Origin of the sequence: Kurthia sp. Dielmo, assembly GCF_000307285.2 — a bacterium.
Classification (GTDB): Bacteria; Bacillota; Bacilli; order Bacillales_A; family Planococcaceae; genus Kurthia; species Kurthia populi.
Map to the genome: position 1 here is coordinate 168155 of NZ_HE578957.1, position 16020 is coordinate 184174.

General features: G+C 38.9%; 15 protein-coding genes. 1 reads left to right on the forward strand and 14 read right to left on the reverse strand.

The features are described 5' to 3' along the window. Positions 1-106 precede the first annotated feature (106 nt). The 6 genes from KTHG_RS05760 to KTHG_RS05785 form a co-directional block, all read right to left on the reverse strand. Complete coding sequence (locus tag KTHG_RS05760; RefSeq protein ID WP_126990089.1) at positions 107-259, reverse strand: transcriptional regulator; 153 nt, start codon at positions 257-259, stop codon at positions 107-109. A gap of 152 nt (positions 260-411) precedes the next feature. Beyond that, the gene (locus KTHG_RS05765; protein ID WP_139992128.1) at positions 412-870 is read right to left on the reverse strand and encodes a threonine/serine exporter family protein; all 459 of its coding nucleotides are present in this window, start codon (positions 868-870) and stop codon (positions 412-414) included. Positions 871-882: 12 nt separating this feature from the next. Further along, positions 883-1629 carry a threonine/serine exporter family protein gene (locus tag KTHG_RS05770; RefSeq protein ID WP_126990091.1) on the reverse strand — a complete coding sequence of 249 codons (747 nt, stop codon included), beginning with the start codon at positions 1627-1629 and terminating at the stop codon, positions 883-885. Positions 1630-1718: 89 nt separating this feature from the next. Next, on the reverse strand, positions 1719-2483 hold the full coding sequence (locus KTHG_RS05775; RefSeq protein ID WP_139992130.1) for an SDR family NAD(P)-dependent oxidoreductase: 765 nt from the start codon (positions 2481-2483) through the stop codon (positions 1719-1721). A 22-nt stretch (positions 2484-2505) separates the two neighbouring features. Then, positions 2506-3546 (reverse strand): CaiB/BaiF CoA transferase family protein, encoded by a 1041-nt coding sequence (locus tag KTHG_RS05780; protein WP_139992132.1) that lies wholly within the window; start codon positions 3544-3546, stop codon positions 2506-2508. Between the two features lie 8 nt (positions 3547-3554). Beyond that, positions 3555-4721, reverse strand: a complete 1167-nt coding sequence (locus tag KTHG_RS05785) for an acyl-CoA dehydrogenase family protein (RefSeq protein ID WP_126990094.1) — start codon at positions 4719-4721, stop codon at positions 3555-3557. 157 nt (positions 4722-4878) lie between these two features. Here KTHG_RS05785 and KTHG_RS05790 point away from each other — a divergent pair, with 157 nt between their 5' ends. Beyond that, positions 4879-6939 carry a sigma-54-dependent Fis family transcriptional regulator gene (locus KTHG_RS05790; protein ID WP_186439505.1) on the forward strand — a complete coding sequence of 687 codons (2061 nt, stop codon included), beginning with the start codon at positions 4879-4881 and terminating at the stop codon, positions 6937-6939. Positions 6940-6962: 23 nt separating this feature from the next. Here KTHG_RS05790 and KTHG_RS05795 read toward each other — a convergent pair whose 3' ends face one another. The 8 genes from KTHG_RS05795 to KTHG_RS05830 all read right to left on the reverse strand — a co-directional run bounded on the left by KTHG_RS05795 (position 6963) and on the right by KTHG_RS05830 (position 15661). Beyond that, positions 6963-7163, reverse strand: coding sequence for a hypothetical protein (locus tag KTHG_RS05795; protein ID WP_139992136.1), 201 nt, complete (start codon positions 7161-7163; stop codon positions 6963-6965). 188 nt (positions 7164-7351) lie between these two features. Then, positions 7352-7609: a hypothetical protein gene (locus KTHG_RS05800; RefSeq protein WP_126990097.1), complete on the reverse strand. Its 258-nt coding sequence runs from the start codon at positions 7607-7609 to the stop codon at positions 7352-7354. Between the two features lie 67 nt (positions 7610-7676). Further along, positions 7677-8420: a tyrosine-protein phosphatase gene (locus KTHG_RS05805; RefSeq protein ID WP_139992138.1), complete on the reverse strand. Its 744-nt coding sequence runs from the start codon at positions 8418-8420 to the stop codon at positions 7677-7679. Between the two features lie 68 nt (positions 8421-8488). Then, positions 8489-8881, reverse strand: a complete 393-nt coding sequence (locus tag KTHG_RS05810) for a response regulator (RefSeq protein WP_139992140.1) — start codon at positions 8879-8881, stop codon at positions 8489-8491. 249 nt (positions 8882-9130) lie between these two features. Next, positions 9131-12826 carry a metallophosphoesterase gene (locus KTHG_RS05815; RefSeq protein ID WP_139992142.1) on the reverse strand — a complete coding sequence of 1232 codons (3696 nt, stop codon included), beginning with the start codon at positions 12824-12826 and terminating at the stop codon, positions 9131-9133. Next, entirely contained in the window at positions 12781-13758 is a 978-nt protein-coding gene (locus tag KTHG_RS05820) for a lamin tail domain-containing protein (protein WP_139992143.1), read from the reverse strand. Before KTHG_RS05820 ends, KTHG_RS05815 begins: the two co-directional genes overlap by 46 nt. A gap of 300 nt (positions 13759-14058) precedes the next feature. Further along, positions 14059-14799, reverse strand: coding sequence for an arylamine N-acetyltransferase family protein (locus KTHG_RS05825; protein ID WP_139992145.1), 741 nt, complete (start codon positions 14797-14799; stop codon positions 14059-14061). 79 nt (positions 14800-14878) lie between these two features. Continuing rightward, on the reverse strand, positions 14879-15661 hold the full coding sequence (locus tag KTHG_RS05830) for a transglutaminase domain-containing protein (RefSeq protein ID WP_139992147.1): 783 nt from the start codon (positions 15659-15661) through the stop codon (positions 14879-14881). Positions 15662-16020: the final 359 nt, after the last annotated feature.

A 16020-nucleotide genomic window follows, 5' to 3' on the forward strand; every position in this document is an offset into this window, starting at 1 on the left:
CTAACTAGGTAAAACCCATTTTCAGAGAAAATAAATAAAATCGCCTAACCTCGACTTATTTTACGAATGAAATAAGTTGAGATTAGGCGAATAGAGCGGTCGTACGCTAGACGGCGACTTCACATTTTTTATGCGTATTATAGGCATGTAGTTGCTCCTCTGTTAAGTTTTTTACGTACAAATGAAAATTCATCGACTGCAGTCCATACTGTTCACAAGCCTCGCAATAAATTCGATACCCTTCACGATACATATCCATTTTTACCAATCCTCTCTGAATGTGTTAGTTGTTATATAACAAATATCTTTTATAAAAATAATATATAACAGTTTGAAACAGTCGTCAATAATATTTATCAGAAAATTTAAAAATAAATAAAAAAGAGCCCTGCCTCTATGGCTAAGCTCTTGTCAGTTTAGTGTTTTGGCCTTTTTTAAGCGCGTCATCATTTTGCGATACATCTGTACTAATACTTCGGCGATTACAAGTCCCATTACAATTGCACCCGTAATAATGCCAGTTTTTAAGATAAATTGTAGTGACTCATTGTATTCGTTGGCGACAACATGACGCATTGCCTCATACGCTAAGCCCCCGGGTACAAGTGGGATAATACCCCCTACAACAAAAATCAGCATCGGTGTTTTGTGTTTAAATGCTTGGTAATGGGCCACAATCGAAATAATAAATGCCCCGCAAAACGATGCGGTGACACTGTCTACTTGCTGCTGAATCATCGCGTAATAAATGAGCCACCCAATCATCCCAACGAGTCCACACGGAATGAGTGTTGATTTTGGTGCGTTGAAAATAATCGCAATGCCATAGGTAGCAACAAATGCACACACAAGTTGTAAAACATAATCCATAGCAAAGTCTCCTTAAAATAAAATAAGTACAAAGGCGATACCCGAACCAATCGCTAGGGCTGTAAGAGATGCCTCTGCGCCTTTTGTGACGCCGGATACAAAATGCCCCGCCATCATGTCACGCACCGCATTGGCAATCGGGACGCCTGGTACAAGCGGCATAACCGCGCCGATAATGATTTTATCCTCTTCAAAGCCAAAGCCTATATAGAGCGCGAGTAGCGTCATTAAACCAACTGCAATGGATGCAGTAAATTCGGCAAAAAACTTCACCTTTGTAATCGCATTTACGCGTAAGCAGACCCAGTGCCCGATGCCCCCCGCAATCGCTGCGGCTGGCATATCCCAAACGGAACCCATAAAAAGAATGACGAAGCAACCACTTGCGATTGCTGCGTAAATAACTTGTGCAAGTTCTGAACGAAAAAGATTTTTATTTTCAAGCGTTTTTAATTGTTCATACGCTTCTTCAATTGATAGTTGATTTGCTGTTAGTGCACGAGAAATCGTATTAATTTCAGCGATTTTTGATAAATCTGTTGCGCGTCGTGGAATTTGTGCAATACGCGTCGGGCTTTCATGACCAGCTGAAAAAATAATACCTGTTGGTGTCACAAAACTTTGTGCATCCTGATAGCCCTGTGAACGTGCCATGCGAAGCATTGTATCTTCTGCACGATACGTTTCTGCGCCGCTTTGCATGAGTAAGCGCCCTGCGAGTAAAAAGCAGTCCGCCGCAAAGACAGATGATGTATCCATCTTGTCCCTCCTTATAAAATAAAAGTAAGGAGCCAAAAAATCGCTGGCTCCTTAACATTATAGTAGTTATTTGTGGTTTTGATAACCCATTATTTTGCAGGCATACGTGTTGCTGCATCAAGACGAATGAGTTCCGCATTTAAATACGCACTCTCAATCATATATTTCACCGTAAAGGCATATTCAGAAGGATCCCCTAAACGTTTTGGATATTCTGGGATTTGGCGTAACGAAACAAGCGCATTTTCTGGCATTCCTTGCATCAGTGGTGTTTCAAATAATCCTGGTGCAATCGTATTAATACGAATATTTAAGCTTGCGAGGTCGCGGGCAATCGGTAAAGCCATGCTCGCAATGGCACCTTTACTTGCGCTGTATGCGGCTTGTCCCATCTGGCCATCAAATGCGGCAATCGAAGCGGTGTTAATGACAATTCCACGATCTGGATGCTCGTCCGTCGGCTCATTTTTAGCCATTTGTTCTACCGCAAGGCGCAATACATTAAATGTTCCAATTAAATTAATATCGATAATTTTCTTAAAGAAATCAAGCGACATCACGCCTTTACGACCAAATACTTTTGCGGGCGGTCCGATACCAGCACAGTTTACAGCGATATCTAAATGCCCGTGCTTCGCCATAATGGCGTCAATCGCTTGTTGCACTTGCTCTTCACTCGTAACATCAACTTTGTGGAATGTGCCGCTGATTTCTGTCGCTGCTTTTTGACCATTTTCTTCGTTGACATCAAAGATTTGTACCACTGCGCCGTTATCCGCTAGCATTTTTGCTGTCGCAAATCCTAGTCCTGATGCCGCTCCTGTTACAATCGCTACCTTTTGTTCAATATTCATTGTTCATCCCCCTATTAGCCTTCTATTTAGATTTCTCTGTAGATGTCTTAATAAAACGTAATGGTGACACAAGTTGCATATTTTCAACAAGCCCTCTTGCTTGTGCATGGGGTTGCTGTGTGGCTTCTAAAAATGTTAATACAGGCGTGATGCAGAGTTCAGGCTCATTCCTTAACATCGCTTGCCATTCCGAAAAATCATGCGCATAAATGGCCTGTGCGACCCGTTGTTTTTTCATCACATCATCGAGTTCAAACCAATCTGTAATCGCTAAAACCTCACTCAAGCGTTGCTGGAATTTTGGTTCGAGTGACCCGACTCCCACATAGCGGCCATCTTTCGTTTCATAGTAATCATAAAAGCTACCACCATTTAACGCCTCCGCTTCTGGCTCGATCGTTTGATTAGTTGCGAGCTGCATCGGACCAAATAATGGGTGCAGTGACAACGCCGCATCGAGCATACTAATATCGACTTGCTGTCCCTTACCTGTTGTCCCGCGTTCAATGACTGCTGCAAGTAAACCGATGACCGCATGAAGCGCGCCACCTGCTATATCTGCAAGCTGTAAGCTACTCGCTACAGGTCGCTCTCCGGCTCGACGTAAACTATTGGCTACACCAGATAAGGCTAAATAATTAATATCATGCCCGGCATGTTCCGCAAGTGGTCCCGACTGCCCATAACCAGTAATTGAGCAATAAATTAGTTCAGGAAATCGTGTACTTAGCGTCTGATAATCTAACCCGAATTTCGCCATAACGCCCGGTCGAAACTGTTCAACTACAATATCATATTCTAATAACAAATCCTCAACTTTGCGCAAGCCTTCCACTGTTTTCAAATCAAGTGTCCGCGTGTTTTTGCCACGATGTAAATAGGCGTAACTCGCAGAAACCCCGCTATCAAGTTGTGGTGAGAGTTCCTTTACAACATCTGCTTTATTTGGTGCTTCAATATGTAATACGTCTGCACCTAAATCAGCGAGTAGCATTGTCGCAAATGGCCCTGGCAATAACGTCGAAAAATCGAGTATTTTCAATCCTGCGAGTGGTCCCTGCATCGCGTCACCTACTTTCCTAAAATATCATTGGCAATAATTTGTTTCATGATTTCGGATGTACCACCATAAATTCGTTGTACACGCGCATCAACAAAGGCACGTGCAATCGGATACTCCGTCATATAGCCGTAGCCACCGAATAATTGTAGGCAGCCATCAATAACTTCACCTTGTGCCTCTGAGCACGTCAGCTTCGCCATACTTGCCGTTGCTGTATCCAGTGTATCTTGCTCAATCAACGTCATGCATTCATCAACAAAGGCGCGGTGCATACGTACTTTCGTCTGCATTTCCGCGATTTTAAAGCGCGTATTTTGGAAATCACTAATTTTTTTCTTAAATGCCTCGCGCTCCTGTACATAACGGATGGTTTGCTCCATCGCGCCTTCCATCGCACCTTGTGCACAAACAGCTAATGTTAAGCGCTCACGCGGCAACTCATTCATTAACACCGCAAAGCCTTCATTTTTAACGCCTAAAATATGCGAAGCCGGCAACACAACTTCATCAAAGAATAACTCAGACGTATCACATGAGTGTAAGCCGATTTTCTTTAAGTTTTTACCGCGTTCAAAGCCCGCAACTGTTGGGTCATCTAAAATGAATAAGGATGTTCCTTTTGATGCTTTCACAGATGTATCGGTCAATGCTGCGACAATAATAAAATCGCCTAGCTGACCGTTCGTAATAAACGTTTTCGAGCCGCTAATACGGTATGAATCACTCGCTTCATCATATGTTGCGGTAGTTTTAATACCTTGTAGGTCACTCCCCGCACCGGGCTCTGTCATCGCAATGGCCCCAACTAATTCACCTGATGCAAGCTTCGGTAAATACTGTTGTTTTTGTTCTTCTGTCCCTGAGCCTAGTACATAATGGGCCACGATATTTGAGTGAACTGATAAATTAATGGCGATAGCCGTATAGCCTAGTCGTGTCAATTCATCGATCACAAGTGATGAATAACGATACGATACGCCTGTACCACCGTATTCTTCAGGGATATCGATACATAAAAGCCCCTCATCTCCTAATTTCGTCCATAAATCACGTGGTACACTGCCCGCATCTTCCCATTCTTCGTAATAAGGTGCAATATGTTTATCCGCAAATCCTTGAATCGATTTTCGGAATAATAGTAAATCATCATCTTCTTGACGTCGTTTTGTTATCATACTTCATCACTCCTTCTATGCTTGTGCTTTATATAATGCAAGAACCATGCCAACAAATAATGCCTGTTTTCCAACAAAAACTGTTCACTTTCGAGCACATTTTTGTAAAGTTGTTCACTTTTCTGTACAATATTGTAAAGATTATGGAGGTGTACATATGTTTATTCGTGAATTTATGGTAGAAGATTTCCCTTTTTTAACGCGCGAGACAACTTTACAGCAAGCGATTCATTTATTTTTAGAAGCACCTGCTAATATGCTACCTGTTGTTAACGAGGCACAGGAACTGATTGGCATTTTGACGCGTAACCGGCTATTGCGCGCAATTAATGAGCAATTACCGCTATCGCATCGCATTGAAGCGTTTATAAAACGCGATGTTGTCTATTTAGAGGATGATGCAACGATTGAAGAGGCTAAGGAAGCGTTAATGAACAATAATGTCGGGCATGCGCCGATTTTGAATGCAGCCTATCAGCCGATTGGTTTATTGTCGACAGCACAAATTTTGACAGCCTATGATCACTTATATGAACGCCTTGAAAATCAATGGCGACTCGTTATTGAGCATTTGCCGTTTGCGCTAGCGACATTTGATTTAAATAAAACGATTTTATCGCAAAATAAAAATGCAAAAAAACTGTATAAAGAGTTAAGTGAAGCAGAACGCGAAGCGATTTTTTCTATTACGGATAATATGCTACGAGAGGAATTAGCGCCGATTCGCCAAAAGCTTACACTGCCTTCTCGTACACTACTTGTGCAGTGCTTTCCACTAAAGCGTAGAGAGCAGCATATCGGCATGGTCATCGTCGTTGAGGATTGGACGAATCTTGAAACGTTAACGAATGAATTGAAATTATCGAAAGAATGGCAAGCAAAGCTTCAGTCGATAATGGCACTTGCGTATGATGCCCTAATTTTAACGGATGAGCAAGGACGTATTACGATGGTCAATAATGGTAGTTGTGAGCTCTTTCACACAGAGCAGCAGCGATTGCTTGAGCAACCGATTCGTTCATTACTGCCAGACCTGGATTTTGCGGGCGTTTTTGATAAAGGGCTCCACTATATCAATACACCCGCGACAATTCAGGGAATGCAATGCCTTGTGACACTCATGCCGCTTGACACACAGCAGCAAACACTCGGCATCATTTGTAAAATTACGTATCGTGGCTTAAAGCAGCTCCAAAGCGCGCTTAAACGGGTGAACGACCTTGAAAAACAAGTAACAAAATATGAAAGTGAAATTCAATCCATTAAAGGCACGAAATATTCGTTTGCGAGTATTGCCGGCACCTCAGATGTCATTACACAGGCGATTCAAGAGGCACAAGCTGTCGCAAAAAGTCGTTCCACTGTTTTATTACGTGGTGAGAGTGGTACCGGCAAGGAATTATTTGCGCACGGTATTCACGTTGCCTCTGCACAAACAGGGCATTTTGTAGAAGTAAACTGTGCCGCCATTCCTAAAGAGTTAATGGAATCGGAGTTTTTTGGTTACGAAGACGGGGCTTTTACGGGCGCGAAACGTGGTGGTCAAAAGGGGAAATTTGAAATTGCGCAAAATGGCACCTTATTTTTAGATGAAATTGGCGATATGTCACTCGATTTACAGGCGAAGCTCTTACGTGTCTTACAAGAAAAAGAATTCTCGCCTGTTGGTAGTGCGAAGAAAGTCATGCTGCAGACGAAAATTATCGCCGCAACAAATCGCAATCTAGAGCAAATGATTGCAGAAGGTACTTTCCGGCAAGATTTATATTACCGTTTAAATATTATGCAGATTCAAATTCCGCCGCTTCGGGACCGTTTAGATGATATTCCGGCTATTGTCGAAACCATTTTAAAAGGCTTAGCCGCGGATGGTTTTTATGTGCAAGGCATTATGCAAAATGCATTGTCTGCTTTAATGCAATATACGTGGCCCGGCAATGTACGAGAGCTTCATAATGTGCTCGAGCGGGCCGCTAACTTAGCAGTGGATGGCTGGATTACACGTGAGACATTGCCGTTATTTAGCAGTGAACAGATAACTGTTGTACAGCCCCGTATTACTCACGACAAATCAATGGCATCTATCTTAGCCGATAAGGAGCGGCAACTCATTGTTGAGGCACTTGCTCGCAATGGTGGCAACAAATCAAAAACGTGTAAAGAACTTGGCTATAGTCGCACGTGGCTTTACAATAAAATGAACGAGTATCAGATTTAATATAAAAAAGCGCCCTGCCTTGCTTAGGACGCTTTTTTTGTTGCAAATTTTGGCTGAGAAGATGGATTCGACTTTTCTTCTTTATGATATTGAATAGCGGAATGTTTTAAATAGTTCATCGCACGTTCTAAATCTTTTGCTTGTTGGCGTTGGTAAAGCCACATAAAAAGAAATGGGAAAATAGCAAAAATCACTATCGCTGAAATCATAATTGTTAATGTCACCTTAATCTCCTCCTTCGAATTCATAACTTACTATTTAAATTTCCTCTTTTTTTCGATAAATAAACTAAAATATCTAAAAATTGCGACTTTTATTACACGTATGTAACAAATATAACGCTTCATGACATTTTTCTGTGCCTTCAAACATAAAAAACAGAAATCAGCGAATGACTTCTGTTCTTTCATACTTATATTTCTGCTAAAATCATCATGATAATCGTACCAATTGCAATGAAAGCAGTCATTGCTTTCCAAGGTTTTACCCGTTGTTGCCCAAATAAAAATGGTAATGCAAATAAACCGATTAGTGCGCCAAACATCAATGCGCCAACAAAATGCACGCCCCAGTTAAGTGGTGCTAATAATTCTGTCATAACCGGTACCCATAACCATGCCGTAAAGCCCCATACGATTACTGTGATGACTCCAATAAGTAGCTGTTTCATTGTCATGCTCCTTTATTATGTAATAATAAAAAATCCTCTACGACTATTATACGTAGAGGAAGGTCCTTTATTTTGTATAAAAGTGTCGAATCTCGGAAATTTGTGCCGCATTTAGCTGATGCTCTGCTAGGAAATACGCTTCGTATGTACCATACCGCGCTTTGATGGTGTCAAATACACGTGTTAAAAAGAGCGAATCACAACCTGCAAGTGCTTTTAATGTGGGATGATCACCTAGATGATTCATCGCAAATACATACCAGCGTGGTGGATGCTCTTCAATATAGGCATTCGTTAATAAATACTCCTCCATAATTTTTTCTTCACTAACACCTAATAGTAAATAAATCAGCGCCGCGCCGACGCCTGTTCGGTCTTTACCAGCTGAGCAGTGATGTAGGAGTGGGACATTTTTAGCAGCTACTTGTTGAAGTAATACACGATATACTTCATTATCAAATGGTAATTCCGCATAAAAGTCAGCAAATAAGTCCGGTGTGATTTTTTCAAGTACCGCTTGATTTGAAAAAACTTCTTCCATCGACATACGTTTCATCGCGTCTGTTGTATCCTTTCTTGCGGGAATACGGGTCATCTTAACACCAGGTAGAATAGGCGATGGTTGTTTTTCTGCTTCGACATCATCGCGGTAATCAATCACCGTTTTGATGTTCATAGTTTGTAATGTCGCAATATCCGTAGCTGTTGCATCAGCTAATGCACCGCAGCGAAATAACAGGCCTTTCTTTACAACATGGCCATCTATCGTTTGTACGCCACCCATATCTCTAAAATTTGATAATTGTTCCATTTTTAACACCTCCTATGTCATTTATGTCATAAATATTTTAAAAATGCAAAAAAAAGGCTAACCAATTGTTAGCCTTTTTGATTATATAATGCCGTAAACCCTTCTAATAAGCGCTTTTCAAAATGTGCTGTTTGTTCTTGAAGTAGCATTTGATAGCTTTTCACAACCGTATCATCTACTGTAGCAAGCGTTGTCGCAGATGTAGATAATAAAACAATTTCAGCCTGCGGATCACGTTGTCGAATTTCTTCAGCAAGTGCAAAACCCTCATTGTTTTCTAAATCTACACTTATGTAATAGACCTCTGCACGGTGTAATGTTAAAAACTGTTGTACAGATGTATGTTTTCTTGTCGTTAAAACGAATTCTACTTTCCAATCTGAAGTTTTCGCCAGACGCTCTAATGAGTTATGTACAAAATTAATTGTTGAATAGTTGTCGTCACAAATAACGATACGCATGTTAAATTCCTCCTACGTAACCTTTTAGCATTAGTTAATAATAGCATAAAAATATTAATAATATCTTACTTAAAAGCATAAATTTATTACAAATATGATAAATTGATTACTTAATATATCAAACGAAGTACTTTGTATCTATTTTTATCATATACATTTTTATTAAAAAAACAAATATATTATACTAAAAAAAGAAGAGATTATCCTAACATAGGACAATCTCTTCTTTTTTTTACTATTATTTAGTTGTTAATGGATACGAATCGAGCGTATGTTTGAATAGCTACTATAATATTTCTTGCCATTTTCTGTACGATAGCTACGCACTTTATACGTGTAGGTATTGCCCTTTTTCACAGTTTTGTCTGTGAATTTTACTGTTTTCGTATCAAGTGTTTTGATTTTTTTAAATAGCCCATCATTAGTTGAGCGATAGACAACATATTTTTCGGCACCAGTTACTTTTTTATAACTTCCTGAAACTGTCAATCCTTTTTTCGTTAATGTAGCTAGGGTCGATGTTGCCGGGCGTGGCTTCACCGCAAACGCCGATGATAATTCACTTTTTAGTACAATTCCCTTTATTTCTGTTAATGCACGTATTTTATAATAATACGTCGTACCTGTCGCTAATTTTTTATCCGTTATTGCGGTTGCAGTTGTTGTCGCAACCTTTTCATACTCGCCATCTTTCTTTAATGCGCGGTATACTTCATATTTAGTTGCCCCATCCGAAGCTTCCCAAGATAATTTTGCACTATTATACGTAATTTTTGTTACTTGAAGTGTCGGTTGTGGAGGCGCGGTTACAAATTTCGCATAGACTGTTTTATCCTCCGAGAATTTTTCATTACGACTCACTTTTGTCGTAAATGCCGCATCATTATATAATCCCTCTAACACCGCATTTTCTTGCTTCGGCAGTGGAATTTCATACCCTGATTCTGCTTTTTGGCTCGCAATCACCTGTCCATCTGCCGTTTTAACGGTAATATTTTTTGCATAATCGATCGTATCTGAACCAGTACCTGTCGTGAAGTTCCAAACAGGTGAGCGTTTTTCGCCTCCAAATTCATCCGTTACTTTGACATACCAACTATAGTTGGTGTTTGACTGCAGTCCACGCCAGCGCGCTTGTACCGTTTCACCATCTGCTACATCATATAATTTATTGATTGGCTCATTTGTATACACATTGAAATGAATCGAATCTGTTGCGACCATTTTTTCTCTTGGTGCAATATCGATTGCCATTTCAAATTGATCTTTTTCTGGATAATCTTCTGGGTCATAGTAATTGTTTTTATTTAAATAGGGTGAATAAGTTTCTACGTTGATTTTATTACTAATCGGATTAACCTTTAGTAGACGCAAGAAGCCTTGACCACCTTCAGCGCCACTTTGATAATCCATTAATAATTGATGTACTTTACGGTCTGTTCGGCCATCGCCGTCATCATCAATCGGACTAATTAATATTTCCGCATCGGATAAGTGACCCGACAATACAGCCAAGACATTTTTATTCGGTTTTACGACCTTATCGAATAAATAATTTCCTGTATCTGTTCGCTTGCCATCAGTACCTAAATATTCATGGAAGTTTAAAATCGCTTTGCGCTCTGGGTATTTCTTCAGCACGCTATTCATCCAAGCAACTTCCTCTTCACCAATTTCCCAGCCCATATACATCATGAGATAGCTTGTTCCTTTTTCACTAATCAAATCATAATGTCCACGGTTATTTTTATAAGAACCACCGTAATAATTTTTATTTACAAAGCGAGATTCCCCAAAATACTTATTATAATTTGTATAATCCGATTCTTTATGTGTCACACTCATAACATCATGATTCCCTGCTAATACACCGTAAGGTACGCCTGCTGTATCAAGTGTCTGCATTGCTGCATCAGCTACTTTCCATTGTTTAGCACTATCATAGGTATCTACTAAATCCCCCGTATGGAAAACATATTTAATGTTTAATGGATTTGCTTGCTGTGCCACCCATTCCGTCATGCGCTTATAAATAGCTGGATAACTTTTTGAATAGTACTGTGTATCACTCATCCATACAAATGAGTAATCAAATTGATTTGTGCTCGCAATTTCATCTTGTACCATCACTTGCACTTCGTTATAGCGTGTATATTGTGTCCCTTTTACAACCGTATTTAATTTAAAATTCTTTTCGTTTTCAGCGATTTTCCAAATTTTCGCTTCCCATTTGGCGCGGTCATAATTCCATATATACATCGTTACTTTTCGACCAACGAGTGATTTCCCTTCCCAGTTCACTTCTATTTCATCTTCTGCTGTAACATTAGCATCTAAATTTAATTTAAAGCGATGATATGGGAATTTCTCGATACTTTTTGTCGTCACATAATTCCCATCTGTTGCTGCAACCGCTTCTTTATCATATACTTCGACCTCACCTAATGATGCAAGCTCATCTGGCGGCTCTTTTTCGGCATTATTTTCGACCACAGTCACATTATTGTTAGTGGCCTCATAGGAGTAGCCGCGATTAAAGGCAACATCGACATTATCATTTGTTGGATCACTTACTTTCACATTTAATAACGGTGCTGTATTTTCTGTTGTGCTATTTATTGTTGGACCGACTAATAGTGGTTCATACGGCATTTCTTCTTTTGTCGTAAACTTCACGGTTTTGCTTGCGCTATTGCCTAAGCGATCTGTTGCTTGGAAAACAATCGTATGCTCTCCCGCACTCAAAGCAGCACTCGATGTATCATATGGTAACTCAATCGGCTCGCCGTCTAGTGTTGCAGTTGCACCATCTGTCGCATTGGCATCAATAATTTCGGCATTAATTGTGAATGCACCTTTATACGTTTCTTTATTCGCAATCGAGCTATTAATCGTTGGCGCTGTATTATCAACAATGACTTTAGCTGTCTTTTTTGACTTGCCATTTTTCGAAACAATCGTATGCTCACCATCTTTTAGCGTCGTTGTATCTAGCTGATACGTTTTCGCATTATATGCATTATCTGGAATTTCAAAAATCGGTTCAATAAAAGTTGGTGTATTCCCCGCATCTCCAATTTCAATAATTTTTGTCGGGTCCATATAATTTTTCGGATACAATGTCGTACCATCATTTAAAACAAGGCGCATATTTCGAACGAGTATATCATTTAAATTGGCACCTGATGTATCAAATGCAGAATCCTTTGATCCTGCACGCACTTGAAATGTACGATTGTCTCCTTTTGTGAAATATTTTGATTCGACTGGTACGGTAATCGCTGTAAAATCATCATAGCGGTCATCGAACGTTTTTAATACCGTTTTGCCAATAGTTACTGCATTTTTATAATAATTTGCGGTTTGGTTCGTCTCAAATGCAAAGTAGGCACCCGCTGGTAATTCATATGTCATTTTCGATGTCACATCTGTACCATCAATCGTCATTTTAGAGGCTGTTGGTGTTTTTGAATGCATCGCCTTAATATTGACAGTTTTCGTTAGCAATGTGCTATTTTCCACATTCATTTGTAGTCCTGAAATTTTTTCATTTCCTAAAATTTCAATAGCACGAGGTGACGTTTTCGTCTGCTTGTCACCATCCGATGCTACTACATAATATTTAAATAAAGAATGCCCAATTAAATCCGCACGTGGAATAATCGCATGATACAATCCATCCGTACCTTTTTTCATATTTAATGGACGGTAATCTGCATCACCATTACGCTTATAATAAAATGTGGCCGTTTTGACATCGGTATCTGCACGTAGCTCAAATGCTAAATGTGCATCCTCTTCTGTCGAAAAGTTTTCAGCTTCTGTATTATCATAAATAACTGGTGGGTAATAGGACTGCGCAAGCGTTACCGATTGCGTTGGCACTTGGAAACCTTCCACTACACCTGGTGTACCTGCTGTCTCTTTCGATGAAATAATACGCATTCTTTTTTACCATCGATTGGGTATGCATAAACAATTGCTTGATTTAGCCCAACATCAAGATTTTTCTCATCTTGATTGTAAAACGCTGTTGAAATATCTGTACGCGTATTTGTCGCAATCGCTACACCACGATAAGAGCCGTTTGTTAAACCACTTCCTTCAATACGTACAACTTGTTTCCCTTCCTCCAGTGCTGTCTGATAATGTGCATTAAAATCTTGAATGCTTAGTTGACGGTTGTCATCATTTGTAATCCAAAAGACCATTGCTTTACCAGGTTCTAAATTCAAATCTTCTTTTTGCTGTACGGGCCATATTAAATCACCCTTCGCTCCCTTTGAAGGATAACGATATTGGATATTATAATCTTTTAAATTAATCGTACTTGTTGAATTATTATAGACCTCAATATATTCATAGGCCTCTGTGTCGCCAATTTTTGTCGTACGAGCCATTACTTCTGTAATGAGTAATGACGGGACTTTTTCAGGTTTATATTCAGGCTGATTTTCATAAACCGTAAATTCATCTGAATATTCTTGGTCTCCGTTTACAGTTGCGGTCATATAATATGTAATATTTTGACCTTGGCGTAAGTCAGGAGTTAAAACGGCTTCATATTTGTTGTTTACTTGAACCATCTCAAGTTGTTTCCATTCGTTATCTAGCTCTGTATGGTAATTTAATACCACATTTGATACAGAAGATGAGTTAAACGCTGTTGAAATCGTTAAATCTTGTAATGGTCCGGCACTTTCTGGTGGGGTATGTATAAAAGAGGAAGTGCTATTGGGCTTTATTATGGATGATAAATTTAATGTATTAAATGGTATAGTTTGTTGCGCATTTGCTGCATGTCCTTCTGTTGCAATCAACGTTGTAGACGTAATAATAGCTGAAGCAGTTAATATATTTTTAACTATTTTTTTCAATGAATAAACCTCCTATTGTCACAAATCCTCTCTATTATAAATGAAAAGTCATATTAATTCCCTTATTTTTACCAAAATAGTATTAAAATAAGTGCTAAAAAGAATAAACATTCGAACTAACATTAAGTAATTTTTTTGAAATAAGTTCATTTTGATGAAAAGATGGTTTTTAAAAGCGTGGATTTTTTACTTTAATGAAATGTTTTTTACTTTTATATATACTAGCGAGATATATTTATTTTATTAAAAAGTAATATAAAAAAGAGATTGATTTATTATCAATCTCTTTTTCGTGTACGGTTATTGATAAAAATACTGTTTTTTTGCCGCTTCTTTTTCCGTATCCGTCAAAGTCCTCAGCGTTTTATGGCCATTTTTCATAATCGTTAAATCATTGCCTGCTAACGTAACTGTACCATTTTCCGTACATTTCGTTAGCAATGGTCGTTTATTAAATACCGAGTCCTCGCTGTTTTCAATAATTTGTTGCGAATCAAGTAGTTGTGCTTGTGTAATCGGCTTTATATTAAAGCGATACGCAAGAACAAATTGTTCATCACGATAACGACGCTTCATATATAAATCATTCCCTTCAATACGGTAGTCACCGTTCGTCGATGACACTGTACGGCCATCTAAAGGCACTGCCATCAATGGAATGTTATTACCAAAGCCTGCATCAACAATATACTGTTCCCCGTGCTCCTCTAGCAATATCAATGTATGCGTATAGCCAGTTTTTGAAAATTCTTCGTGCAGTGCATCGTAAATAACCGCAGAAATCAATTGCACATGAAGGTTATTTTCCGATAAAACCGTAGCTAATAGTGGATTGATTTCGTAGCACAGTCCACCGCGTTGTTGCTGTAAGATTTTCTTCGCTGTCCCTTCTTCCGATAATACCTCTGATGCCCCTTCGATAATATCCAAGTTTTCAAACGGTATATAGTCCGCGACATGTCGTAATAGTAGCGGCAAGTGTTTCATATCAATTTTTGTTCCAGACAAGCGTATACGCGCTAAAAATGCTTCTGTTAACATATTATCACCTGCTTTATTAGTTTCTTTCTACAGTATAACGCAAAATAAAAAAGCCGAGGAATACATACCCTCCGACTTTTTATTTTGCTGCATATGTTTTTAATGCTTTTGGGAAAGCACTTGTATTCCATTGATGATTTTTTGCTAATTTCGCATCACTAATTAAGAAGTAATGATACTTACTAGCAGCTGAATCATCCCATGTTGTATCTAGATTGTACCAATTGCCATTTAACTTCACTTTATTCCATGCGTGATTCTCCCCGCCCGCAAATCCTGTTACATAGCGTACATCAATATCTAATTCTTTTAATAAATAATACGTTGTCATCGCATACCCTTGGCATACCGCACGACCATCGTACATCACGCCATAAATCGAATAGCGATCTGCCTCACGACTATCGTATTTTGTTTGCCCAATGACATAGTTATGGACATTTTTCACTTGCTTATATGGTGAGTTTGGATATTTTTTCTTAATTTTTTTCGCTACACATTTGATTTTATCTAGCGCCTTCGCTTGCTTCGCCTTGCTCGTATAATACTTGACGTTAAACGTCGCTTCGCCGCCATTTTTACTACGATAAGATGTCACGGTATAACTTTTTACAACCGAATCAATTTCTGGTTTCTTTGCAATCGCATTTGGAATGAGCTGATTGACATATTTCGCAAAGTCATCGCCATTTCCTATATATTTGATCGTAAATGTTTTATCTAAATCGATTAAATGTTTTTCAACACTTGCTTTTAATTCCGTCATAGTCGACGGTGATTTGGCGCGCACAGATGTTAATTCTACTGTTCCTGCAATCAATAAACTTAAGCAACTTACTACAATAATTAATAACTTCTTCATAATATTTGTTACGTAATGCCTCTTTTCTGTTGATACCTTATTAGTGTAAAAGGAGTTCGACAAAAAAGGATAAATTGTGCAAAAAACAGCATTAAAATGATATAAATTTGATATTTTTTTACTTAAACGATGATTTATTCTGTTCTTTTTAATAAAAAAATAAGACTAGGACAAAACACGTCATTTTTCCAACGTTCGCAAAAAAACCGGAACCGCGCCACAGCACGTTTCCGGTTTTTTTATGCTCCTAGGAGCGGTTGTTTTTACGTGTACGTCATAACTTCGTTTAATTAATCAATTATTTACGTTCTACAGCGTGGCCGCCAAATTCATTACGAAGTGCTGCAACAACTTTACCT

What these genes read in the sequence shown, in the direction of transcription:
- KTHG_RS05760 (WP_126990089.1), bottom strand. Translation starts at nt 259, where the DNA reads ATGGATATGTATCGTGAAGGGTATCGAATTTATTGCGAGGCTTGTGAA.
- KTHG_RS05765 (WP_139992128.1), bottom strand. Translation starts at nt 870, where the DNA reads ATGGATTATGTTTTACAACTTGTGTGTGCATTTGTTGCTACCTATGGC.
- KTHG_RS05770 (WP_126990091.1), bottom strand. Translation starts at nt 1,629, where the DNA reads ATGGATACATCATCTGTCTTTGCGGCGGACTGCTTTTTACTCGCAGGG.
- KTHG_RS05775 (WP_139992130.1), bottom strand. Translation starts at nt 2,483, where the DNA reads ATGAATATTGAACAAAAGGTAGCGATTGTAACAGGAGCGGCATCAGGA.
- KTHG_RS05780 (WP_139992132.1), bottom strand. Translation starts at nt 3,546, where the DNA reads ATGCAGGGACCACTCGCAGGATTGAAAATACTCGATTTTTCGACGTTA.
- KTHG_RS05785 (WP_126990094.1), bottom strand. Translation starts at nt 4,721, where the DNA reads ATGATAACAAAACGACGTCAAGAAGATGATGATTTACTATTATTCCGA.
- KTHG_RS05790 (WP_186439505.1), top strand. Translation starts at nt 4,879, where the DNA reads ATGTTTATTCGTGAATTTATGGTAGAAGATTTCCCTTTTTTAACGCGC.
- KTHG_RS05800 (WP_126990097.1), bottom strand. Translation starts at nt 7,609, where the DNA reads ATGAAACAGCTACTTATTGGAGTCATCACAGTAATCGTATGGGGCTTT.
- KTHG_RS05805 (WP_139992138.1), bottom strand. Translation starts at nt 8,420, where the DNA reads ATGGAACAATTATCAAATTTTAGAGATATGGGTGGCGTACAAACGATA.
- KTHG_RS05810 (WP_139992140.1), bottom strand. Translation starts at nt 8,881, where the DNA reads ATGCGTATCGTTATTTGTGACGACAACTATTCAACAATTAATTTTGTA.
- KTHG_RS05815 (WP_139992142.1), bottom strand. Translation starts at nt 12,826, where the DNA reads ATGCGTATTATTTCATCGAAAGAGACAGCAGGTACACCAGGTGTAGTG.
- KTHG_RS05825 (WP_139992145.1), bottom strand. Translation starts at nt 14,799, where the DNA reads ATGTTAACAGAAGCATTTTTAGCGCGTATACGCTTGTCTGGAACAAAA.
- KTHG_RS05830 (WP_139992147.1), bottom strand. Translation starts at nt 15,661, where the DNA reads ATGAAGAAGTTATTAATTATTGTAGTAAGTTGCTTAAGTTTATTGATT.